This is a genomic window from Phenylobacterium sp. J426 (assembly GCF_024699945.1).
Classification (GTDB): Bacteria; Pseudomonadota; Alphaproteobacteria; order Caulobacterales; family Caulobacteraceae; genus Phenylobacterium.
Genome location: NZ_JAJOMY010000001.1, coordinates 1611016 through 1630537, shown reverse-complemented (window position 1 = coordinate 1630537; position 19522 = coordinate 1611016). Strand labels below are relative to the sequence as shown.

Here is a 19522-nt window from a genome sequence, read left to right as displayed (position 1 = left end):
CCCCGCGACAAGGCCCACATGTACCTGGCGACCTGCTCGGCGGGCGTGCTGGAGACCACCGACCAGGGCGAGACCTGGCGGCCGCTCAATCAGAACGTCGAGGCGAGCTTCCTCCCCAATCCGTACCCGGAGTACGGCCAGGACAGCCACCAGATCGCCCTTGCCCCCCACGAACCCCGACCGCATCTGGCAGCAGAACCACTGCGGCATCTATCGGCTGGACCGGCCCGGCGAACGGTGGGAGCGGATCGGCAAGGCGATGCCGGACGACGTGGGCGACATCGGCTTCTCGATCGTGCCTCACGCGCGCTGCGACCAGACCGCGTGGGTGTTCCCGATGGACGGCACAGACGTCTGGCCGCGGGTCAGCCCCGGCGGAAAGCCGGCGGTCTATCGGACCCGCGATGGCGGCGCCTCGTGGGAGCGTCAGGACCGTGGCTTCCCAGTCGAGCAAGGGTGGTTCACGGTCAAGCGGCAGGCCTTCTGCGGGGATCGGGCCGAGCCGCAAGGCCTGTATCTCGGCACGACCGGCGGCGAAATCTGGATGAGCGGCGACGAGGGCGCGGGCTGGCGTCAGATCTGCGCCCACCTGCCGGAGATCTACTCCGTGGTCGCGGCCCCGGCTCGGTGAGGCTGCCCCCATGATCTCGGTCTTCGTGCCTTCGCAGCTCACGTCCTACACCGGCGGCGTCACGCGCGTGACGGCGGTGGGCGAGACGGTGGGCGCGGTGCTGGACGACTTGGACCGCGCCTATCCGGGCCTGAAGTTCCGGGTGATCGACGAGCAGGACCGGGTGCGGAAACACATGCGGCTCTTCGTCGGCCAGGACGAGACGCGGGACGTGTCGCGGCTCATGCGGCCAGGCGAGGAGCTGCTGATCTTCGGCGCCCTGTCCGGCGGCTAGAGCGTCATCACGCCCGGCCGGGGCGCGGGCTCGCCCAGCGTCTCTTCGGCGAGGGGCGCGCCCGCCTCCAGCAGGGCGGCGCGGCGACCGGCCGGACTGCTGCGGATCTGCGCCTGCTCGAAGGGCTCCAGCGTCGCCAGCGCAGGGTCGGCGAACGCGCGCGCGACGAAGGCGGCGGTCTTCGGCCAGCGGCCGGAGTCGGGTTCAAAGCCGGCATAGGCGGCGTTGCGGAAGAAGCTGGCGACGGCGATGTCGGCCAAGCCGATCTCGCCGAACAGGAAGCCCTCGGCGGGCAGTTGGGCCTCCAAATACTCGAGGGTCGGAGGCGCATCCGCGGTGAGCGTCTTCTCGATCCGCGCCGCATCGCCCGGCTGCTTCCAGACGATGGGATGCACGACCTTCTGGTAGAACAGGCCCCAGATGAAGACGTCGCCGAGCCGGGTGTCGGCGAACTCCTCCAGCCAGCGGGCGCGAGCCCGGTCCTTCGGCTCGGACGGCAGCAGGGGCCGCTGCGGATAGGCCTCGTCGAGATAGGCGCAGATCACGGACGAGTCGCAGAGCGTCAGGTCGCCATCGATCAGCACCGGGATGCGCCGCAGCGGGCTGATGCGCTCGAACGCGTCGCCGCCGTAGAAGGGGGTGATCGGATCGATCTCGTAAGCCAGGCCCTTGAGCTGGAGACAGGCCAGCACCTTGCGGACATACGGCGAGACGTATGAGCCGACGATCTTCATGAGGCGTCCTCCCAGACCCGGCTCCAAGGTGTGGAACCGGGTCTGGGAGAGGACAAGGTCCAGTTAGAAGCGAAGGGCCCTGGCTTCCTTCACGTGGGGCAGCGACTGGATCTTCTCCAGCAGCGCCTCGTCGGGGGCCTCGTCCACGCCAACCAGGGCGATCGCGTCCTCACCGGCGTCCACGCGCCCGAGGTTGAAGGTGGCGATGTTGATCTTCGCATCGCCCAGCAGCGCGCCCAACGCGCCGATGAAGCCCGGCTTGTCGAGGTTGTTGACGTACAGCATGCGCGGCGCGAACGGGGCGTCGAGGTCCATCCCCTTTACCTCGATGATGCGCGGCGCGCCGGCCAGGACCGAGCCGGCGAACGAACGCTTGCCCTTCTCGGTGGTGACGGTGATGCGCACGAGGCTCTCGTAGATCGGCGAGTCCTCCTGGCGGCTCTCGGAGACCGTGATGCCGCGCTCCTTCGCCACCGCCGGAGCCGAGACCATGTTGATCTCGGCCAGCATGGGGCGCAGCACGCCCGCCAGGGCTGCGGCGCTGAGCGGCTTGGTGTTGAGCTTGGCCACCTCGCCCTCGAAGGCGATGTCGACGGCCTTGATGCCGAAGTCGACCATCTGGCCTGCGAAGGCGCCCAGCTTCTCGGCCAGAGCCACGAAGGGCTTCAGGCGCGGGGCCTCCTCTGCGGTCACCGAAGGGCTATTGAGGGCGTTGGTGACGGCGCCGGTCAGCAGGTAGTCGCTGATCTGCTCAGCGACCTGCAGGGCGACGTTCTCCTGGGCCTCGTTCGTGGAGGCGCCGAGGTGCGGCGTGGCCACCAGGTTCGGCGCGCCGAACAGCACGTTCTCCTTGGCTGGCTCCTGGCTGAACACGTCGAACCCTGCGCCGCCGATGTGGCCGCTTTCGAGGCCAGCCCGCAGGGCCGCCTCGTCCACCAGGCCGCCGCGCGCGCAGTTGACGATCAGCACGCCCTTCTTGGTCTTGGCCAGGTTTTCGGCCGACAGGATGTTCCGGGTCTTGTCGGTGAGTGGCGTATGCAGGGTGATGATGTCGGCGCGGGCCAGCAGGTCCTCGAGCTCGACCTTCTCGACCCCCATCTCGACGGCGCGCTCGGGCGACAGGAACGGGTCGTAGGCGACGACCTTCATCTTCAGCCCCAGGGCGCGATCGGCGACGATGCCGCCGATGTTGCCGGCGCCGATGAGACCCAGGGTCTTGGCGTACAGCTCCACGCCCATGAAGCGGTTCTTTTCCCATTTGCCGGCCTGGGTGGAGGCGTCGGCGGCAGGGATCTGGCGCGCCAGGGCGAACATCATGGCGATGGCATGCTCGGCCGTCGTGATCGAGTTGCCGAAGGGCGTGTTCATGACGACGACGCCGGCGGCGGTGGCGGCCGGGATGTCGATATTGTCGACGCCGATGCCGGCGCGACCGATCACCTTCAGGTTCTTGGCGGCGGCGATGACGTCCTTGTTGGGCTTGGTGTCCGAGCGCACGACGAGGCCGTCATAGTCGCCGATGACGGCGATCAGCTCGTCCTTGGACAGGCCGGTCTTGATGTCCACGTCGACGCCGCGCTGGCGGAAGATGTCGACGGCGGCGGGGCTGAGGCTGTCAGCGATAAGAACGCGGGGCATGGGAAACATCCGATGATGCGCCTCCGGACGCCACGCGCCCGGAGGTCTTGAACGGGAAGCTGCGGCTCAGGCCGCGGCGAGTTCGGAAGCGGCGACGTTCGCGAAGGCCCAGTCGAGCCAGGGCGTCAGCGCATCGAGGTCAGCGGTGTCCACGGTGGCGCCGCACCAGATCCGCAGACCCGGAGGCGCGTCGCGGTAGCCGCCGACGTCGAGGGCCACGCCCTCCTTCTCGAGCACCGAGGCCAACTTCTTGGCGAAGTCGGCCTGCGCATCGGCCGGCAGGCCGGTGACGCGGGGATCGACAACCTTCAGGCACACCGAGGTGTTCGAGCGGATGGCGGGGTCCTCGGCGAGGAAATCCACCCAATCGGTCCTCTCGACCCAGTCCGCGAGCACCGCGAGATTGGCGTCGGCGCGGCGCTTCATCTCGGCCAGGCCGCCGATCCCGGCAGCCCACTTCAGCGCGTCGATGGCGTCTTCCACGGCCAGCATCGAGGGTGTGTTGATGGTGGCGCCCTCGAACAGGTCGAGGGTGACCTTCCCACCCTTCGTCATGCGGAACAGCTTCGGCATCGGCCAGGCCGGCGTGTAGCTCTCCAGCCGGGCGACGGCGCGCGGCGACAGGATCAGCACGCCGTGCGCAGCCTCGCCGCCCAGCGCCTTCTGCCAGGAGAAGGTGACCACATCGAGCTTCGGCCACTCGAGCGTCTGGGCGAAGGCGGCCGAGGTGGCGTCGCAGATCGTGATCCCCTCACGGTCGGCGGCGATGAAATCGGCGCTCGGAACGCGGACGCCCGAGGTGGTGCCGTTCCAGGTGAAGACCAGGTCGGCGTCCGGGTGGACCTTCGTGAGGTCGGGCAGCTGGCCGTACGGCGCGTCCAGCACCTCGGCGTCCAGCTTGAGCTGCTTGGTCACGTCGGTGACCCAGTCCTTGCCGAAGCTCTCGAACGCCAGCAGCTGGACGGGCTTGGGGCCGAGCATCGACCACAGCGCCATCTCGACGGCGCCGGTGTCGGAGCCGGGCACGATGCCGATCAGATAGTCGTCCGGAACCTCAAGCACCTCACGGGTGCGGTCGATGGCTTCCTTCAGGCGCGCCTTGCCGATCTTCGACCGGTGCGAACGGCCAAGGACGGCGTTGCTGAGATTTTCGGGGCTCCAGCCGGGGCGCTTGGCGCATGGTCCGGAAGAGAACTCGGGACGAGCCGGGCGCATGGCCGGCTTGGCCCCGGTGAGGGGAGGCGTAGTCACCTGCGATGTCTCCTATCCTTGCAGATAGGCAGCGCCCCGTTGGGAGGGCGTGGCCCGCCGGCCAGAAGCCCTCGTTCTTGCTGCAGTGCAAGAGAAACTTTTCTGATGAGGCCGTTAGCGACGCTGCGCCGCGGGCTTGGCGCGGCCCCTTGGCGCGCTGGGCGGCGCGTGGTCCAAGCGCGGCATGTCGACCTCCCGGGCCTCCGACTGGCTGGTGCTCGCCTTCCTGGTGATCTGCTGGGGTTCGGCCTTCGCCGCCCTGCGCGTTTCCACCGAACACGTTGGGCCGTTCTGGAACACGGCGGGCCGGCTGATGGTGGCGGCCCCGGTCCTGGCCCTGGTGGTCGCCGGTCGCCGAGAACGCCCGCCGCCTGGGCATGATCGCGCCTGGCTGATCTACGCCGCTATCGGTTTCGTGGGTCTGGCGGCGCCGTTCGCGCTCTTCGCCTTCTCGGCCCAGAGGCTGCCCAGCGCCGTCAACGCCATCTGCAACGGCGCCTCGCCGATCTTCACCGCGGTTCTGGCCCACCTGTTCGTCTCAGGAGAGCGGCTGAGCGCCCGCAAGGGACTTGGCGTACTGGTGGGCTTCGCGGGCCTGGCGACCCTGGTCGCGCCTCGGCTGCAGGCCGCCGACGCGGTGGTCGAGGCCGAGGCGCTGGGCGCCGCCCTGCTCGGAGCGTTGCTCTACGCGGTCGCCAATGTGCTGACCAAGCGCGCCCCACCGCTATCGTCGTCGGTGGGCGCCTTGATGATGTGCCTCACCGCAGGCGCTTTCGGGATCGCCGCAGCGCTGGCGCTGGAGCCCCTGCCGCCGCTCCCGCCAGCGCCCGCCCTGCTCTCGCTCGTGGCGCTAGGCGTCTTTCCCACGGGACTGGCGAGCGTCGGCTTCGTCTACCTCGTGCGACGGCGAGGTCCGGTGTTCATGTCGATGGCGGTCTATCTGGCGCCGTTGTGGGCCACCGCTCTCGGCGTGGCGATCCTCGGCGAACGGCCCGGCTGGCCGGCCTTCGCGGCGCTCGGCCTGATCCTGGCGGGCGTGGCGCTGACGACCTATGCGCCGGCGGCGAAGCGCGACTAGGACCGCGCGAGCGCGGCGCGCCTGCGCCAGGCGACGATGGTGCCGACCACGACGCAGATCACCAGGGCCATGAAGTTGGCGTTGTTGATGAGCGCGTGCAGGTTGTCGTGCGGCCGGTCGGTGACGAGATAATAGGAGCGCAGGGCGAACTGCGCCGCATAGATCAGCATCGCGGCCCCCAGCCATAGCCGCCCCCACTGGGTGGTCATCAACAGGAAGGCGACGGCGGTGACGCCGTCCAGAACCATGTTGAAGAGATAGCCGACATGGTCGTCCAGCAGCCCGCCCACCGCGAGGGTCAGGGCCGCGTTCAACAGGATGATCAGCGCGCCGACCCGCTCGGGAAGGTCGCCCTTCCACACGCCGAATGCGCAGCCCAGGACGATCAGGGCCAGCAGGAGTTGGACGATAGGTGACGTCGGCATGATCAGGGCGCCCTAAACCGAATTAGGGCGCCCTCACCAGTTAAAGTATTGCAACTCGAGAGTTGCCGAAAACGTCCGGGGTCAGACAGCCTGCCGAAGCGTGACGCCTTCGCCGTTGTCGATCTTCTTGTCCTCGAGGCCCATCTTCGTGCGGATGCCGAGGCGCAGCTTGGCTTCGTAGAGTTCGTGGTGCACGCCCACCATGGCGGTGCGGGCTTCGCTCAGCGCCTTCAACGCGTCCATCAGCTTCACCTGACAGTCGTCGGCGAAGACGAGCGAGGCGTTCACGTCCTTACGCGCCGCGATCATGGCGCTCATCAGCTCGGCCGCCTCGGCCAAAGCGCCGTCGACCGCATGCTCAGTCGCGATCAGCTTGTTGGCCACTTGCTGCGCGACGAAAACCTTCTCCATCGGAACACCCTCCAGTTTAGCCCACACCCGTTAAGGTAAAGGAATGGTGAAGGTTAAGGCAAACGATTCATCGATTGTTAACCACGATTTCCCGGGCGGGCTCCAATAGCGTGTCTCGGAGAACACAGTTCACCCGGCCCGAGAGCGGCGTTCGCCCGGCGCGCGAACACGGAAGCGAAGCGTTAGGATTATCGGCGATATCAACAGGGCATGTCCGCGCCACAGGTCCCTGCCAGAGACCGACCACTGAAGGTCGACCGGGTATCCAGGCCCTCGGCGACCTTCCACGCCCGCGTCGCGCGCGTGGGCGTGATCACCACGGTCGTGGTGCTGCTCGCCGCCTGCCTGACCTTCATGCTGCAGCAGTGGGTGGTGGCTCGGGCGCAATCCCACCAGGTGCACAAGGGGCTGGCCGGGATCGCGGCCCAGATGGCGGCGCCGGTGATGGACGACAAGCCGTTCAGCCGCGCCAGCCTGACCGCCGTTAAAGCCAGTCCCGCGGTGGTTTCCGCCCGTCTGGTGGACCCGCAGGGGCGTGAACTCGCCCGTTACGATCGAGCCGATGCGCCCGGCAGCGACACCGAGACCTTCGAGATGCCCGTCGTCTCAGACGGCAAGTCGCTGGGCCAGCTCACAATGGTGGTCGAGCGACCCCGGCTGCAGCCCATGCTGCCCAAGTTCGCAGCGCTGACGGCCGTGCTGCTGTTCGGCGGCGTAGGCCTGGCCCTCTTCCTGTCGCGCAGTCTGGCGCACCGCGTGATCCAGCCGGTCGAGACGCTGTCGAGGGCGATGCACGAGGTCGCGGCGGGCGGCCGCTTCGCGCCGGTGAAGGTGGAGGCCGGCGACGAACTGTTCGACAGCCTGACCGAAAGTTTCAACCACCTGCTGGCCAAGCTGGGCGAGCGGGAGGACGAGTTGAAGCGCGCCATGCGCGAGCTGGAAGGCGCCCGTGACGCCGCCAACGCCGCCAATGTGCTGAAGACCCAGTTCCTGGCGAACATGAGCCACGAGATCCGCACGCCGCTCAACGGCGTCCTGGCCATGGCCGAGGTGATGGCCATGGGCGAGCTGGCCTCGGTCCAGCGCGAGCGGCTGGACGTGATCCGGCGCTCGGGCGGTCTGTTGCTGGCGGTGCTGAACGACGTGCTGGACCTGTCGAAGATCGAGGCCGGCAAGCTGACGCTGATGGACGAGGACTTCGAACTGGAGCCCGAGCTCGACCAGGCGCGCGATAACTTCAGCATCGTCGCCGAGGGCAAGGGCCTCGCCTACTCGGTCGAGGTGGCCGACGCCGCCCGCGGCTGGTGGCGTGGGGACCCCGACCGTCTGCGCCAGATCGTCGGCAACCTGCTTTCAAACGCGGTGAAATTCACCAGCCAGGGCGAGGTGCGGGCACGCGTCGACGTGAACCACGCCGGCGCCCTGCGCATCGTGGTCAGCGACACCGGCGTGGGCATCGCCCCAGAGAAGCTGCCCAGCCTGTTCGAGAAATTCACCCAGGCCGACAACTCCGCCACACGCCGCTTCGGCGGCACCGGTCTCGGCCTCGCCATCTGCCGCGAGCTGACCCAGATGATGGGCGGCTCGATCGACGTCGAGAGCCGGGAGGGGCACGGCTCGACCTTCACGGTCGAGCTGCCCCTGAAGCGCGGCGCGCCGGCCGCGGCCGACACGCCGGATGCCGCCCCGTCGCACGACGATGGCGACCTGCGGCTGCTCGCGGCGGAGGACAATCCCACCAACCAGCAGGTGCTGGCGGCCGTGCTGGGCTCCCTGGGGATCGACGTGCACATCGTGCCTGACGGCAAAGAGGCCGTGGAGGCCTGGCGCACAGGCGCCTACGACCTGATCCTGATGGACATTCAGATGCCGGTCATGGACGGGATCACCGCCGCCAAGACGATCCGCGCATGCGAAGCGGAAGAGCAGCGCCGGCGCACGCCGATCGTGGCGCTGACCGCCAACGCCCTCACCCACCAGGTCGAGGAGTACCTCGCCGTCGGGATGGACGCCCACGTGGCCAAGCCGATCGAAATCGCGAAGCTGTACGACGCGATCTCCGGCGCGCTGAACGCGGCGGCGACGACCCAGCCGATCGGGCGGGCGCGCTCAGCGGCGTAGATCGCGCGTCTAGAACGCCGCGAGCAGATGCGGCCCGACGATCGGGATCGCCATGACGACGGCGAAGCCGGCGCTCAGCAGGGACAGGGCGGCGGGCAGTATGTTCATGGGGAGGCTCCGTCTCTCGCCTCGTCCATGTGGGCGCGAGCTGGTGCTGACGCACCCGCCCATTTCCGCAGAACAGTCATGCGGATTCGGAAGAACTGAGCCGTTTCAGGCCCGCGCCTGGTCGGCCGGCCACCGGATCGGCTGGACCACCTCCATCTCGCGGGCGCGGTCCCAGGCCAGGACGCGGCCGCCGACCCCTTCGACCTCGCACAGCCGCAGTCCGCGGTAGGTCCAGGGCGGGCCGCCGCTGAAGTCGCCGGGTTTGCCGCCGCATCGGAGTTCGCGAAGCCGGCTCGAGGAGAGCTCCAGCACGCGCGGTTCGCCCAGCCGATGCGCGGTGAGGATCGCGAAATTGACCGCCTGAGCGGCTGCCTGCTCGTTCATGATCGCCGCCCTCTTGGGCTGATGCGTTCCGTCCCTGACCCAGGGTTTCCCCACAAGGCTTGACCGTCAATTCACAGCCGCGCGACGGCGCGTCCACCGCCCGCGGCCTCGCGTCGGGTCCTGACAGGACGCTCAGCTAGCTGAACCCCAGACAACCGCCGAGCTCAGGTTCGGGTCAGGGGCGGCGTGGTTTCTTGACGCCATCGAGGCCGCAGTCGCGGCGCGAAAGATGGTTCTGGAGGACCGAGTATGAAGAAGATGGTGATCTCCCTCACGGCCCTGGCGTCAGTCGCCGCCATTGCCGCGCCCGCCGCCGCCCAGGGCTACCGCCACAATGACGGCTGGCAGAACATCAACCAGCGCCAGGACCGCATCGAGCGGCGCATCGAGCAGGGCGTCCGCCACGGCGACCTGACCCGACGCGAAGCCAACCGCCTCCGCGAGGACTTCCGCCAGATCGCCCGCCTTGAAGCTCGCTACCGGGTGAACGGCCTCTCGAGCTGGGAGCGGAACGATCTCGACCGCCGGTTCGACCGCCTGGAAGCCCAGCTGCGCTTCGAACGTCGCGATCATCAATACAGCCGCCGATAGGGCACGGCCACGGCCTCGGCCACAGCCGCCGCCAGGACAAATCTCAGGAGAATTGAGCTATGCGTAAGACCCACTTCATCGCCGCCGTCGGCGCCTCGGCCCTGATGCTGACCGGAGCCATGGCGACCGCCGCTTCCGCCCAACCCTGGGGCGGCTACGACCGCGGCTACGAGCGCAACCATGACCGCGGCTACAACCGCGGGAATCTGACCACCGGCTATGTCGACGGCCTCGGCTGGCGGATCAACAACGCCGCCCAGGAGGGCCGCATTTCCTGGGGCCACGCCCGCCAGCTGCAGCGTGAACTGCGCGAGGTTCAACCCCTCGCCTGGCGCGTCGAGACCGGCCGGGCCAGCCAATGGGAATACCAGCGCCTGGCCGGAGCGGTGAACCGGATCGAAGCGGCCACGAACAACTATCCGCGCTACGGCTACAACAACCGCTGGCGCTAAGGGCCGCCCCCTCTCGGCCTGATCAAGACGCCCCCGGAGCGATCCGGGGGCGTTCTCATGCGTGGAGCTCGGACGTCAGCACCGTGACCGCGCGGCCCCGGATGAGCACGCGCTCCCCGGCGATTTCGCACTCCAGATCGCCGCCGCGGCCGGGATAGGCCTGATGATAGGCCAGGCTCGCGCGCTCCAGCTTCCCGGAGAACAAGGGAGCAAGGATGCAGTGCAGCGAACCGGTGGTGGGATCCTCCGGGATGCCGCAGCCGGGGCCGAAGAAGCGGCTGACGACCTGGTAGGGCTTGGCCGGCGCTGCAATCGCGGCGACGCCGATGTTGCCGGGGCCGCCGCTGGCCTCCAACCCGACGCCGGCCAGGCCGGGCACGTCGGGCCGCAGGGCCCGCACCGTAGCCTCGTCGTCCACCACGGCGACCAGATAGGTCGAGACCCAGACTTCGCGCGGCTGCACGCCCAGGGCCTTGGCCAGTCCCTCCGGCGGTTCGATGCGGCGCGGCGGCTGACTGGGGAAATCCATTTCGTACCCTTCGCCTCGGCGGGCGACGGCCAGCGGTCCGGACTGCGTCCCGAAGGCGACACGCTCGGCGGCGAGACCGAGTTCGGAGAACAGCACGTGCGCGGCCGCGAGCGTGGCGTGGCCGCAGAGCGGCACTTCCAGCGTCGGGGTGAACCAGCGCAGGTCGAAGCGCGCGGGGTCGGCCGTCCGCCGAAGGAAGGCGGTTTCGGCCTGGTTGTTCTCGGCGGCCAGGGCCTGCATCCACACATCGTCCGGCCACCGGTCGAAAGGCTCCACCACGCAGGCGGGATTGCCCCGGAAGGGCTGTGCGGCGAAGGCGTCGACGGTCCACTGGCGCATGACCGGCACTTGCGACCGGGCGCGGCCGGCGGGCAAGAGCCAGTTCGGTTCAGCCTGCCCTGGAGGACGTAAACGTGGCGCACGAGGTCAAAGACGGCGATTTCACGCTCAGCGACGGGCCGGCGCGTTTCGACCTGACGCGAGCGCACGGCTGGATCGCCGGCGAGAGCTACTGGGCGGAAGGCATCCCGCTTCAAACCTTCCAGCAGGCCTGCGCCAACAGCCTGACGGTCGGCTGTTACTCCCGCGACGGCGAGATGGCCGGCATGGCCCGGGTGGTCACCGATCGCGCCACGTTCGGCTGGGTCTGCGACGTCTTCGTCGACGAGGTCTATCGCGGCCAGGGCGTAGGCAAGCGGTTGATGGCCTATCTGAGGGCCCACCCGGACCTGCAGGGCTTGCGCCGGCTTCACCTGGCGACCGCCGACGCGCACGGGCTCTATCGGCAGTTCGGCTTCACCGAGCTGACCGGTGTCGACCGGTGGATGGAGATCCGCGATCCCGACGTCTACCGGCGCTAGGGCTCGATCCTGAGTTCGGGCCAGCGCTCGCGCAGGCGGCCCGCGATGCGCGGAAAGGCGTCGGTCGGCCGGCGCGGATTGGGCCGCAGCCGCAGGTCGAACAGATCATCGAGTCCGAAGGGCGCCGCTATGCTCAGCCGGTCGTCGGCCCCGAGGCGGGCGCCGACCGCGAACAGCGGCGCCACGAAACGCTCCATGGCCTCGGCCGTGCACGAAAGCGGGGTGAAGGTCTCGTCGAACTTGGGCGCGAACCAGATGTGGACGCGCGCCTGGTTGCGCACCTCGACCATCTCCCGCAGCGGCGGTTCGAAGGCCGCGGCGGCGCGCTTGATCACCACATCCTCAGCCTCGTAGGAGGTGTCGGCGGCGTCGTAGTAGCCGAGGTCGTAGTCCTTGATGCCGTAGTCCAGGTCGCGCCCGGTCAGGTGGTTGAGCGCGCGCTGGTAGATGGCGCCGGAGAAGATCATCCAGTCCGGAAGATCGAGCTCACGGGCCGTCGTCAGCACCTGCATCAGCGGCGTCGAACGGCGGAGGATCGCCTCGAGCTCGTCACGATGTCTCACGCGCGCCCCCGCAGCGGCCAGGCGTGGTCCAGCGGACCGTGACCGGCGCCGAGGCCGGGCGCGCGCAGCATCGCCTCCTGCACATAGGCCCAAGCGCGAGCTACGGCCTCCGTCAGCGGCAGCCCCTGGGCCAAGCCCGCCGCACAGGCCGAGGCCAGGGTGCAGCCGGTGCCGTGGGTGTTGCGTGTTTCGATCCGGTCGGTCTCGAAGACCGTCTCGCCGGCCGGCGTCATCAGCAGGTCGACCACACGATCGCCGGCCACGTGCCCCCCTTCATCAGCACGGCCTTCGCACCCCGGGCGAGCAGCGCCTCGCCCGCGCGGCGCAGGTCGTCCGTCGTCGCGACGGAGAGGCCGGTCAGCGCCTCGGCCTCCGGCGCGTTCGGCGTGAGCAGGGCCGCCCTTGGCACGAGCTGGTCCCGCACGGCCGTGACGGCGTCGGCGGCGAGCAGCGAGGCGCCGCCCTTGGCCACCATCACCGGGTCGACGACCGCAGGCGCGCCGGCATCGGCGATCAGCCGCGCGACGAGGTCGACGGTGGCGGCGTCGCCCAGCATGCCGGTCTTGATCGCGTCGGCGCCGATGTCGTCGAGAACGGCGCGGGCCTGAGCCTCCACGATCGCCAGCGGCGCGGCGTGGACGTCGGTGACGCCCAGGGTGTTCTGCACCGTCAGGGCTGTGATCGCCGTGGCCGCATAGCCGCCAAGGGCGGTCACGGTCTTGATATCCGCCTGAACGCCGGCGCCCCCGCCCGAATCCGAACCGGCGATGATGAGCACGCGGCCCAAGGGTTGAGAGGACATGGCCGCTCCTTAGCCCGCCGCGGCGATCGCTTGCCAGACCCGAAGCGCCTGGACGTGTTCGCGGACATCGTGGACACGAACGGCTCGCACTCCGGCTGCGGCGCCGGCCAGCGCCGCGGCGATGGAGCCGCCCAAACGGGCGTCGGCCGGCGCCCCCGTCGTCCAGCGCGGCGATGAAGCTCTTGCGGCTGACGCCCAGCAGAACGGGAAAGCCCAGGGCGACGATCCGCTCCAGTCCGGCCAGCAGCGGCAGGTTGTGGCGGGTCATGTGCTTGCCAAAGCCTATTCCTGGATCGAGCCAGATCCGATCTCGCGCCACGCCGGCGGCGATGGCGGCCTCGGCCCGGCCCTGGAGGAATTCGGCCACCTCAGCCACCACATCCTCGTAGCGCGGCTCCTTCTGCATCATCCCCGGCTCGCCCTGCATGTGCATCAGCACGACCTCGCAGCCGAGCTCTGCGGCGACATCCAGGCTGCCGGCGCCCCGCAGGCCGGCGACGTCGTTCCAGATGGTCGCGCCGGCGGCGACGGCGGCGCGGGCCACCTCCGGCTTCATGGTGTCGACCGAAATGGGGGCGTCGGCGGCTTGCCGCAGGGCGCGGATCAGCGGCACCACCCGGGCGATCTCCTCGTCGGCCGCAACGGGCGCCGCGCCCGGACGCGTGGACTCGCCGCCGACGTCGACGATGTCGGCGCCTGCCCGCAGCATCGCCAAAGCGCGCGATAGGCCAGCCTCGACACTGCCTAAGGATCCGCCATCCGAGAAGCTATCCGGCGTCATGTTGAGCACGCCCATCACCCGGATAGGTGGTGCGACCTTTGGCCGGTTTGCAACCATGCGGCGTCGAACTCAACCTTCACTTCAGAGACGCAAAACTCTGATAGCAGACCGGCCGCGATGACGCTCAATCCTTTCCGGATCTACCGCCGCTGGCGCTGGCTGCAGAGCGAGGCGCAAGCGGAGGCCGCTTACGCAACCCGCCGGCACGGCGAAGGGGCGGCCGAAGCCCTGCGCAAGAAGCTGGCGGATCCCGCGCTGACGCGCTGGGGCCGGAAGATCCTCCGCGAGGCGATCAAGCAGCTGTCGCGCGAAGGCGCGGACGGCGACAGTCGCCGACGGCGCGGCGAACTCCCGAACCTTCTGTCCCGCCGGAAAGAAAAAGGCGGCCCGAAGGCCGCCTGATCCTTACGCCGGCTCCGCGCTCGGGCGGGGCGAGATGGGCACCGCCACCGCGGGGCCCGAAGGCCGCTTGGCCTCGGCGTCGTCGCGCTTGGGCGCGATGCCCTTCAGCGCATTGACGATCTCCTCGCCGGTCAGGGTTTCGTATTCGAGCAGGGCCTTGGCCAGGGTATGCAGCTCGTCCAGCTTCTCGGTCAGGATGCGTCGGGCTTCCTGCTCGCCGCTCTCCACGAGGCGGCGAACCTCCTCGTCGATGATCTTGGCGGTCTCTTCCGAGACGTTCTGGTTGCGGGCGACGGAATGCCCCAGGAACACCTCCTCCTGGTTCTCGCCGTACTCCACCGAGCCCAGGCGGTCCGAGAAGCCCCATTTGGTGACCATGGCCCGGGCGAGCTTGGTCGCCTGACTGATGTCGGACGAGGCGCCGGACGTGATCTTCTCCTTGCCGAAGATGATCTCCTCCGCGACGCGGCCGCCGAACAGGATGGCGAGCCGCGAGGTCATCTGCTCGTAGGACATCGAGAACTTGTCCCGCTCAGGCAGCTGCATGACCATGCCCAGCGCGCGGCCGCGCGGGATGATCGTCGCCTTATGCACCGGGTCGGTGGCCGGAACGTTCAGCGCGACCAGGGCGTGGCCACCTTCGTGGTAGGCGGTCAGCTTCTTTTCGTCCTCGGTCATGACCATGGACCGGCGCTCGGCGCCCATCATGACCTTGTCCTTCGCGTCCTCGAAGTCGCGCATGGTGACCATGCGGCGGTTCTTCCGCGCGGCCATCAGGGCGGCTTCGTTGACCAGGTTGGCCAGATCGGCGCCCGAGAAGCCGGGGGTGCCGCGGGCGATGACCTTGACCTCGACGTCGGCGGCCAGCGGCACGTTCTTCATGTGGACGCGCAGGATGCGCTCGCGGCCGTTGATGTCCGGGTTCGGCACCACGACCTGGCGGTCGAAGCGGCCGGGACGCAGCAGGGCCGGGTCCAGGACGTCGGGACGGTTGGTGGCGGCGATGAGGATGATGCCCTCGTTCGCTTCGAAGCCGTCCATTTCGACCAGCAGCTGGTTCAGCGTCTGCTCGCGCTCGTCGTTGCCGCCGCCGAGGCCGGCGCCGCGGTGCCGGCCGACGGCGTCGATCTCGTCGATGAAGATGATGCAGGGCGCGTTCTTCTTGGCCTGCTCGAACATGTCGCGCACGCGGCTGGCGCCGACGCCCACGAACATCTCGACGAAGTCCGAGCCCGAGATCGTGAAGAACGGCACGCCGGCCTCGCCCGCGACGGCGCGGGCGATCAGCGTCTTACCCGTGCCGGGAGGGCCGATCAGCAGGGCGCCCTTCGGGATCTTGCCGCCGAGGCGCTGGAACTTCTGCGGGTCCTTCAGGAAGTCGACGACCTCCTGCAGCTCTTCCTTGGCCTCGTCGACGCCGGCGACGTCGTCGAAGGTGACGCGGTTCTTGTTCTCGGTCAGCAGCCTGGCCTTGGACTTGCCGAAGCCCATGGCGCCGCGCGCGCCGCCCTGCATCTGCCGCATGAAGAAGATCCACACCCCGATCAGGAGCAGGATGGGCAGCAGGTTGAGCAGCAGCGTCATGAAGGTGAAGCCGCCGGCGGGCTTCACCGCGATGTCGGCGCCCTGGGCCTCCAGCCGCTTCACCAGGTCTTCCTGGTCCACCGGCGTGATGGTCGTGAAGGTCTTGCCCGATTTGTCGGTGATCTCCACCGCCGGCCCGCGGATCACCGCCTTGGAGACCTCGCCGTTGTTCACCTTCGACAGGGCCTGGGAGTAGCTGAGCTCGCCGGCGCTCGCCGCGCCGCGGCCGCCGCCGGTCATCATGCTGTAGAGGCCGATCAGGACGACGACGATGACGCCCCAGATCACAAAATTCCGCAGGTTCATCCGTTCAGGACCGCTTCCGAGCTTCTCTTAAGGCCTAAAGATAGGGGCGAGACCCTTGTTCCACCAGCGAGGCCATGGATTACGCGACGGTGCGCCGCGGAAAGCTTCGCCTTGGGGGCCAGACATGCGAAAGGCCGCGCCCGGGCGGCGCGGCCTCTGCAAAGACCAGTCAGGTCGAGGAAGCCCTAACGGCTGGGCTTCTTCGGCGCCGCGATCAGACCCTCGCGCTGGGCGCGCTTGCGGGCCAGCTTGCGAGCCCGGCGCACGGCTTCCGCCTTCTGGCGGGCGCGCTTCTCGGACGGCTTTTCGTAGTGCACGTGCCGCTTCATTTCGCGGAACGAGCCCTCGCGCTGCATCTTCTTCTTCAGCGCCTTGAGGGCCTGGTCGACGTTGTTGTCGCGGACGAAAATCTGAACCAGAGGTCTCTCTCCTGTATCGCTCGGCCGCCCGCCCCGTCCCGGTCAAGAGCGGCGAGCAAAACAAAAAACATGCGCCCGATAGGCAGGGCCTTCGGGTTAGAGCGCGGCGAGATAGCAGAAGCGCGAGCCTGAGTCCACGCCGAGACGAGGGTTTCGCGAGCGGTTAGTATGGGCCCATGACCGACGCGCAGGCCTGGGCCGAAACCACCGAACAGCAGCTCCTGGACGAGGCGTTGAAACTCAGCCCCGCCCACGGCTGGACGCGCCTGATGGTGAAGCATGCGGGCAAGGCGCTCGGCCTGGCGCCCGGCGAGACCGAGCTCCTGCTGCCGCATGGCCCGGCGGACCTTGCCGCCCTGCTGTCGCGCCGTCACGACCAGCGGGCGCTGGCGATGCTGGCTGAGGTTGATCCCGATAGCCTGAAGATCCGCGAACGCATCCGCCGGGCTTGCGAAGCTCGTCTGGACGCCGCCGCCACCGATGAGCCGGCGCTGCGCCGCTGGCTGGGCTGGCTGACCCTGCCGCAGAATCTTCACCTGGGCGGCAAGCTCGCCTGGGAGAGCGCCGACGTGCTGTGGCGCTGGGCCGGCGACGTGGCGACCGATGAGAACCACTACTCCAAGCGCGCGATCCTGGCCGGCATCCTGACGGGCGCCTTCGCGATCCGGCTTTCCTCGGGTCGCAAGGCCGCCCTCGACTTCATCGACCGGCGGATCGAGAACGTCATGGCCTACGAGAAGTGGAAAGCCACCGGCGGCTTCAGGCCCGGCGACTGGCTGACCCAGGCGGCGGGGGCGATGAGCCGGATGCGGTACGGCCGTCAGCCGGCCGAATAGGGATTGTTGAAGATCGCCTCGACAGGCTCGCCGAACAGCGCAGCGATCTTGTAGGCGAGCTCCAGCGACGGATCGTGCTTGTCGCTCTCGATGGCGATGATCGCCTGACGCGAGACGCCCAGCCGCTCGCCCAGGTCGGCCTGCGTCCAGCCCCGCTCGGCGCGCAGCTCCTTCAGACGGTTCTTCATGCTCGGGTCGACCGGATGAAGGGCGAGGCGAAGCAGAACGCCACCCAGAACAGCGGATAGATCATCCAGCCTGGAATGTGGGGCGCTGCGGCATAGCTTTCGAGAAAGCCCCAGAAGCTGAACAGCGACATCGCCACGCCGGACGCGACGATGAACCGTTTCGCCGTGAGCGCGCGGACAAACTCGTCGCTTTCCTGGATGAACGCCAGCGTCGCCCAGATCTGACCCGCGATCTGCGCCGAGACGGCAGCCGCCAGGAGCCATGTTCCCGGCGGTTGAACGCTATCCAGGATGTCGAACATCGCGCCGAGATTGAGGGCGATGTAGGCGCCCATGAAGATCCATGTCCGGAGGACGTAGCGACGGTTGGCGGCGGTCATGGCCATGGCGGCCTCCTGCAAATGTCAGGAGAACCTTACACGCAAGGAATGTCAGGTCAACCTGACATTCAGCGTAGCGGCTTGACCTTGTTCACGTGGCCCATCTTCCGGCCGGGCTTGGCCTCGCGTTTACCGTAGAGGTGGATGCGGGTCTCTGCCTCGGACGCGAACTTCTTCCAGCCGTCCACCTCGTCGCCCAGCAGGTTCAGCATCTCGACGCGGGCCGTGGCGGCGGTGGGCCCGAGCGGCCAGCCGGCGACGGCGCGGATGTGCTGCTCGAACTGGTCCACCTCGCAGCCGTCCTGCGTCCAGTGGCCGGTGTTGTGCACGCGGGGCGCGATCTCGTTCACCAGCAGACGGCCGTCCTTCAGCTCGAACAGCTCGATACCGATCACGCCGACGTACTCCAGCCCCTGCAGCACCCGACGCGCGATGCGTTCGGCCTGCTCCGTGAGCGCCGGCGAGGCGTGCGCCGGCGCCAGGCTGCGCCGCAGGATGCCCTGTTCGTGGTGGTTCTCGGCCAGCGGATAGACCGCGGTCGAGCCGTCGCGGCCGCGGGCGGCGATTACCGAGAGCTCGCGCACGAATTCTGCCGGGGCTTCCACGATCACCGGAACGGAGCCGAGTCCGGCGAAGATGCGCGCGGCGTCGGCGGCGTGCTCGACCCAGCGCTGGCCCTTGCCGTCATAGCCCTCGCGGCGGGTCTTCATGAGCGCCGGCGCGCCGATGCTCGTCACGGCCGCGATGGCCTCGTCCGGCGTATTGGCGGCGGCGAAGGCCACGGTGGGCGCGCCGTTGGCGTTCAGGAAGGTCTTCTCCTCGAAGCGGTCCTGGGCGACCGCCAGCGCGCGCGGCCCGGGCGCCACCTCGGCGCCTAGACTCACAAGGCGCTCCACGGAGGCGGCGGGCACGTTCTCGAACTCGTAGGTGACGACGCCGGCGACTTCGGCCAGGCGGGCGAGCGCATCCGGATCGTCATACGCCCCCTCGATCACCCGGGCGGCCACGCGTCCGGCCGGGGCGTCGTGCTCGCGCTCCAGGATGGCGGCATCGAACCCCAGGCGGGCGGCGGCTTGGGCCAGCATGCGGCCGAGCTGCCCTCCACCCAGGATGCCGATGACGGAGCCCGGCGGGAGCGGAAAAGCGGCCATGGGTGGTCTCAGTCCTCGACGGTTTCAGCGACGCTTTCGGTCTGCCGCGCGGCGAAGGCGGCGACCCGCCCGGCCACGCCGTCGTCCGACAGGGCTAGAATCTTGGCGGCCATGATGCCCGCGTTCTTCGCGCCCGCCTCGCCGATGGCCAGCGTGCCCACGGGGATTCCCGCGGGCATCTGGACGATGGACAGCAGGCTATCCATGCCCTTCAGCGCCTTGGACTCGATCGGAACGCCCAGCACCGGCAGGTCGGTGAGCGATGCGGTCATGCCCGGCAGGTGCGCGGCGCCGCCCGCGCCGGCGATGATCACCTTCACGCCGCGCGCCTTCGCCGTCTTTGCGAAGTCGTACATCCGGTCCGGCGTGCGATGGGCCGAGACCACCTTGGCCTCGTAGGCGACGCCGAGCGCCTCCAGCAGCTCGGCGGCGTGCTTCAGGATCGGCCAGTCCGATCGGCTGCCCATGATGATGGCGACGGGCGCGGCGGTTGCGCTCATGTCGTGCTCAGGTCCTGACAGCCCCTACCGGAAGGGCGCGGAGTATAGACGCCGCCTTTGCGCGGGCAACCGAGCACGGCTACTTTCGCCAAAGTCCTTCGTCGCGCGTTGATTCTGCGAAAG

23 protein-coding genes and 2 pseudogenes are annotated in these 19522 nt (G+C 68.8%); 9 read left to right on the top strand and 16 right to left on the bottom strand.

What is annotated here, in order from left to right; translation table 11 throughout:
• The first annotated feature begins 160 nt into the window (after positions 1-160).
• Positions 161-631 carry a hypothetical protein gene (locus LRS10_RS08540; protein WP_257836868.1) on the top strand — a complete coding sequence of 157 codons (471 nt, stop codon included), beginning with the start codon at positions 161-163 and terminating at the stop codon, positions 629-631.
• A gap of 10 nt (positions 632-641) precedes the next feature.
• Positions 642-905 (top strand): MoaD/ThiS family protein, encoded by a 264-nt coding sequence (locus tag LRS10_RS08535; RefSeq protein ID WP_257836867.1) that lies wholly within the window; start codon positions 642-644, stop codon positions 903-905.
• Here LRS10_RS08535 and LRS10_RS08530 read toward each other — a convergent pair.
• The 3 genes from LRS10_RS08530 to LRS10_RS08520 form a co-directional block, all read right to left on the bottom strand.
• A complete protein-coding gene (locus LRS10_RS08530; RefSeq protein WP_257836866.1) occupies positions 902-1639 on the bottom strand; it encodes a glutathione S-transferase family protein in 738 nt (245 codons plus the stop codon). The genes LRS10_RS08535 and LRS10_RS08530 overlap by 4 nt on opposite strands.
• Positions 1640-1702: 63 nt before the next feature.
• Entirely contained in the window at positions 1703-3277 is a 1575-nt protein-coding gene (gene serA, locus LRS10_RS08525) for a phosphoglycerate dehydrogenase (protein ID WP_257836865.1), read from the bottom strand.
• Between the two features lie 66 nt (positions 3278-3343).
• The gene (locus tag LRS10_RS08520) at positions 3344-4492 is read right to left on the bottom strand and encodes a phosphoserine transaminase (RefSeq protein ID WP_374570958.1); all 1149 of its coding nucleotides are present in this window, start codon (positions 4490-4492) and stop codon (positions 3344-3346) included.
• 220 nt (positions 4493-4712) lie between these two features.
• On the opposite strand from LRS10_RS08520, the gene LRS10_RS08515 reads away from it, so the two are divergent.
• Complete coding sequence (locus LRS10_RS08515; RefSeq protein WP_257836863.1) at positions 4713-5606, top strand: DMT family transporter; 894 nt, start codon at positions 4713-4715, stop codon at positions 5604-5606.
• On the opposite strand, the gene LRS10_RS08510 is transcribed toward LRS10_RS08515, so the two are convergent.
• Together LRS10_RS08510 and LRS10_RS08505 are read right to left on the bottom strand one after the other, a co-directional pair.
• On the bottom strand, positions 5603-6031 hold the full coding sequence (locus LRS10_RS08510; RefSeq protein ID WP_257836862.1) for a hypothetical protein: 429 nt from the start codon (positions 6029-6031) through the stop codon (positions 5603-5605). The two genes, LRS10_RS08515 and LRS10_RS08510, sit on opposite strands and share 4 nt — an antisense overlap.
• Before the next feature lie 81 nt (positions 6032-6112).
• Positions 6113-6442, bottom strand: coding sequence for a hypothetical protein (locus tag LRS10_RS08505; RefSeq protein WP_257836861.1), 330 nt, complete (start codon positions 6440-6442; stop codon positions 6113-6115).
• A 210-nt stretch (positions 6443-6652) separates the two neighbouring features.
• On the opposite strand from LRS10_RS08505, the gene LRS10_RS08500 reads away from it, so the two are divergent.
• Complete coding sequence (locus tag LRS10_RS08500; protein ID WP_374569629.1) at positions 6653-8563, top strand: ATP-binding protein; 1911 nt, start codon at positions 6653-6655, stop codon at positions 8561-8563.
• Between the two features lie 213 nt (positions 8564-8776).
• Here LRS10_RS08500 and LRS10_RS08495 read toward each other — a convergent pair whose 3' ends face one another.
• Positions 8777-9055: a hypothetical protein gene (locus tag LRS10_RS08495; protein ID WP_257836859.1), complete on the bottom strand. Its 279-nt coding sequence runs from the start codon at positions 9053-9055 to the stop codon at positions 8777-8779.
• Positions 9056-9304: 249 nt separating this feature from the next.
• On the opposite strand from LRS10_RS08495, the gene LRS10_RS08490 reads away from it, so the two are divergent.
• Together LRS10_RS08490 and LRS10_RS08485 are read left to right on the top strand one after the other, a co-directional pair.
• Complete coding sequence (locus LRS10_RS08490; protein ID WP_257836858.1) at positions 9305-9646, top strand: hypothetical protein; 342 nt, start codon at positions 9305-9307, stop codon at positions 9644-9646.
• Positions 9647-9705: 59 nt separating this feature from the next.
• Positions 9706-10098 (top strand): hypothetical protein, encoded by a 393-nt coding sequence (locus tag LRS10_RS08485; protein ID WP_257836857.1) that lies wholly within the window; start codon positions 9706-9708, stop codon positions 10096-10098.
• Positions 10099-10153: 55 nt separating this feature from the next.
• Here LRS10_RS08485 and LRS10_RS08480 read toward each other — a convergent pair whose 3' ends face one another.
• On the bottom strand, positions 10154-10966 hold the full coding sequence (locus tag LRS10_RS08480) for a PhzF family phenazine biosynthesis protein (protein WP_257836856.1): 813 nt from the start codon (positions 10964-10966) through the stop codon (positions 10154-10156).
• Between the two features lie 74 nt (positions 10967-11040).
• On the opposite strand from LRS10_RS08480, the gene LRS10_RS08475 reads away from it, so the two are divergent.
• A complete protein-coding gene (locus LRS10_RS08475) occupies positions 11041-11487 on the top strand; it encodes a GNAT family N-acetyltransferase (protein ID WP_257836855.1) in 447 nt (148 codons plus the stop codon).
• Here the strand turns inward: LRS10_RS08475 and LRS10_RS08470 are convergent.
• The 3 genes and pseudogenes from LRS10_RS08470 to folP all read right to left on the bottom strand — a co-directional run bounded on the left by LRS10_RS08470 (position 11484) and on the right by folP (position 13648).
• Positions 11484-11999 (bottom strand): nucleotidyltransferase family protein, encoded by a 516-nt coding sequence (locus LRS10_RS08470; protein WP_257839116.1) that lies wholly within the window; start codon positions 11997-11999, stop codon positions 11484-11486. The genes LRS10_RS08475 and LRS10_RS08470 overlap by 4 nt on opposite strands.
• 47 nt (positions 12000-12046) lie before the next feature.
• Positions 12047-12852: pseudogene (gene thiD / locus LRS10_RS08465) on the bottom strand (bifunctional hydroxymethylpyrimidine kinase/phosphomethylpyrimidine kinase).
• 9 nt (positions 12853-12861) lie between these two features.
• Positions 12862-13648, bottom strand: a pseudogene (gene folP / locus LRS10_RS08460) (dihydropteroate synthase).
• 102 nt (positions 13649-13750) lie between these two features.
• Between folP and LRS10_RS08455 the strand changes: the two are divergent.
• A complete protein-coding gene (locus LRS10_RS08455; protein WP_257836854.1) occupies positions 13751-14035 on the top strand; it encodes a hypothetical protein in 285 nt (94 codons plus the stop codon).
• Between the two features lie 3 nt (positions 14036-14038).
• Here LRS10_RS08455 and ftsH read toward each other — a convergent pair whose 3' ends face one another.
• Both ftsH and rpsU read right to left on the bottom strand, forming a co-directional pair.
• A complete protein-coding gene (gene ftsH / locus LRS10_RS08450) occupies positions 14039-15925 on the bottom strand; it encodes an ATP-dependent zinc metalloprotease FtsH (protein WP_257836853.1) in 1887 nt (628 codons plus the stop codon).
• A 185-nt stretch (positions 15926-16110) separates the two neighbouring features.
• Positions 16111-16344: a 30S ribosomal protein S21 gene (gene rpsU / locus LRS10_RS08445; protein WP_111275467.1), complete on the bottom strand. Its 234-nt coding sequence runs from the start codon at positions 16342-16344 to the stop codon at positions 16111-16113.
• A gap of 176 nt (positions 16345-16520) precedes the next feature.
• Here rpsU and LRS10_RS08440 point away from each other — a divergent pair, with 176 nt between their 5' ends.
• Positions 16521-17180, top strand: a complete 660-nt coding sequence (locus LRS10_RS08440) for a COQ9 family protein (protein WP_257836852.1) — start codon at positions 16521-16523, stop codon at positions 17178-17180.
• Here the strand turns inward: LRS10_RS08440 and LRS10_RS08435 are convergent.
• The 4 genes from LRS10_RS08435 to purE all read right to left on the bottom strand — a co-directional run bounded on the left by LRS10_RS08435 (position 17165) and on the right by purE (position 19399).
• Positions 17165-17368, bottom strand: a complete 204-nt coding sequence (locus LRS10_RS08435; RefSeq protein ID WP_257836851.1) for a helix-turn-helix transcriptional regulator — start codon at positions 17366-17368, stop codon at positions 17165-17167. The two genes, LRS10_RS08440 and LRS10_RS08435, sit on opposite strands and share 16 nt — an antisense overlap.
• On the bottom strand, positions 17365-17754 hold the full coding sequence (locus LRS10_RS08430; RefSeq protein ID WP_257836850.1) for a hypothetical protein: 390 nt from the start codon (positions 17752-17754) through the stop codon (positions 17365-17367). The genes LRS10_RS08435 and LRS10_RS08430 overlap by 4 nt, the downstream gene beginning before the upstream one ends.
• A 62-nt stretch (positions 17755-17816) precedes the next feature.
• The gene (locus LRS10_RS08425; protein WP_257836849.1) at positions 17817-18899 is read right to left on the bottom strand and encodes a 5-(carboxyamino)imidazole ribonucleotide synthase; all 1083 of its coding nucleotides are present in this window, start codon (positions 18897-18899) and stop codon (positions 17817-17819) included.
• 8 nt (positions 18900-18907) lie between these two features.
• Positions 18908-19399, bottom strand: a complete 492-nt coding sequence (gene purE / locus LRS10_RS08420) for a 5-(carboxyamino)imidazole ribonucleotide mutase (RefSeq protein ID WP_257836848.1) — start codon at positions 19397-19399, stop codon at positions 18908-18910.
• Positions 19400-19522 lie beyond the last annotated feature (123 nt).

Bases quoted from the DNA above. Each gene is read 5' to 3' on its own strand.
- LRS10_RS08535 (WP_257836867.1), top strand. From the start codon at position 642: ATGATCTCGGTCTTCGTGCCTTCGCAGCTCACGTCCTACACCGGCGGC.
- LRS10_RS08530 (WP_257836866.1), bottom strand. From the start codon at position 1,639: ATGAAGATCGTCGGCTCATACGTCTCGCCGTATGTCCGCAAGGTGCTG.
- serA (WP_257836865.1), bottom strand. From the start codon at position 3,277: ATGCCCCGCGTTCTTATCGCTGACAGCCTCAGCCCCGCCGCCGTCGAC.
- LRS10_RS08520 (WP_374570958.1), bottom strand. From the start codon at position 4,492: ATGCGCCCGGCTCGTCCCGAGTTCTCTTCCGGACCATGCGCCAAGCGC.
- LRS10_RS08515 (WP_257836863.1), top strand. From the start codon at position 4,713: ATGTCGACCTCCCGGGCCTCCGACTGGCTGGTGCTCGCCTTCCTGGTG.
- LRS10_RS08510 (WP_257836862.1), bottom strand. From the start codon at position 6,031: ATGCCGACGTCACCTATCGTCCAACTCCTGCTGGCCCTGATCGTCCTG.
- LRS10_RS08505 (WP_257836861.1), bottom strand. From the start codon at position 6,442: ATGGAGAAGGTTTTCGTCGCGCAGCAAGTGGCCAACAAGCTGATCGCG.
- LRS10_RS08500 (WP_374569629.1), top strand. From the start codon at position 6,653: ATGTCCGCGCCACAGGTCCCTGCCAGAGACCGACCACTGAAGGTCGAC.
- LRS10_RS08495 (WP_257836859.1), bottom strand. From the start codon at position 9,055: ATGAACGAGCAGGCAGCCGCTCAGGCGGTCAATTTCGCGATCCTCACC.
- LRS10_RS08490 (WP_257836858.1), top strand. From the start codon at position 9,305: ATGAAGAAGATGGTGATCTCCCTCACGGCCCTGGCGTCAGTCGCCGCC.
- LRS10_RS08485 (WP_257836857.1), top strand. From the start codon at position 9,706: ATGCGTAAGACCCACTTCATCGCCGCCGTCGGCGCCTCGGCCCTGATG.
- LRS10_RS08480 (WP_257836856.1), bottom strand. From the start codon at position 10,966: ATGCGCCAGTGGACCGTCGACGCCTTCGCCGCACAGCCCTTCCGGGGC.
- LRS10_RS08470 (WP_257839116.1), bottom strand. From the start codon at position 11,999: ATGCAGGTGCTGACGACGGCCCGTGAGCTCGATCTTCCGGACTGGATG.
- LRS10_RS08455 (WP_257836854.1), top strand. From the start codon at position 13,751: ATGACGCTCAATCCTTTCCGGATCTACCGCCGCTGGCGCTGGCTGCAG.
- ftsH (WP_257836853.1), bottom strand. From the start codon at position 15,925: ATGAACCTGCGGAATTTTGTGATCTGGGGCGTCATCGTCGTCGTCCTG.
- LRS10_RS08440 (WP_257836852.1), top strand. From the start codon at position 16,521: ATGACCGACGCGCAGGCCTGGGCCGAAACCACCGAACAGCAGCTCCTG.
- LRS10_RS08435 (WP_257836851.1), bottom strand. From the start codon at position 17,368: ATGAAGAACCGTCTGAAGGAGCTGCGCGCCGAGCGGGGCTGGACGCAG.
- LRS10_RS08430 (WP_257836850.1), bottom strand. From the start codon at position 17,754: ATGGCCATGACCGCCGCCAACCGTCGCTACGTCCTCCGGACATGGATC.
- LRS10_RS08425 (WP_257836849.1), bottom strand. From the start codon at position 18,899: ATGGCCGCTTTTCCGCTCCCGCCGGGCTCCGTCATCGGCATCCTGGGT.
- purE (WP_257836848.1), bottom strand. From the start codon at position 19,399: ATGAGCGCAACCGCCGCGCCCGTCGCCATCATCATGGGCAGCCGATCG.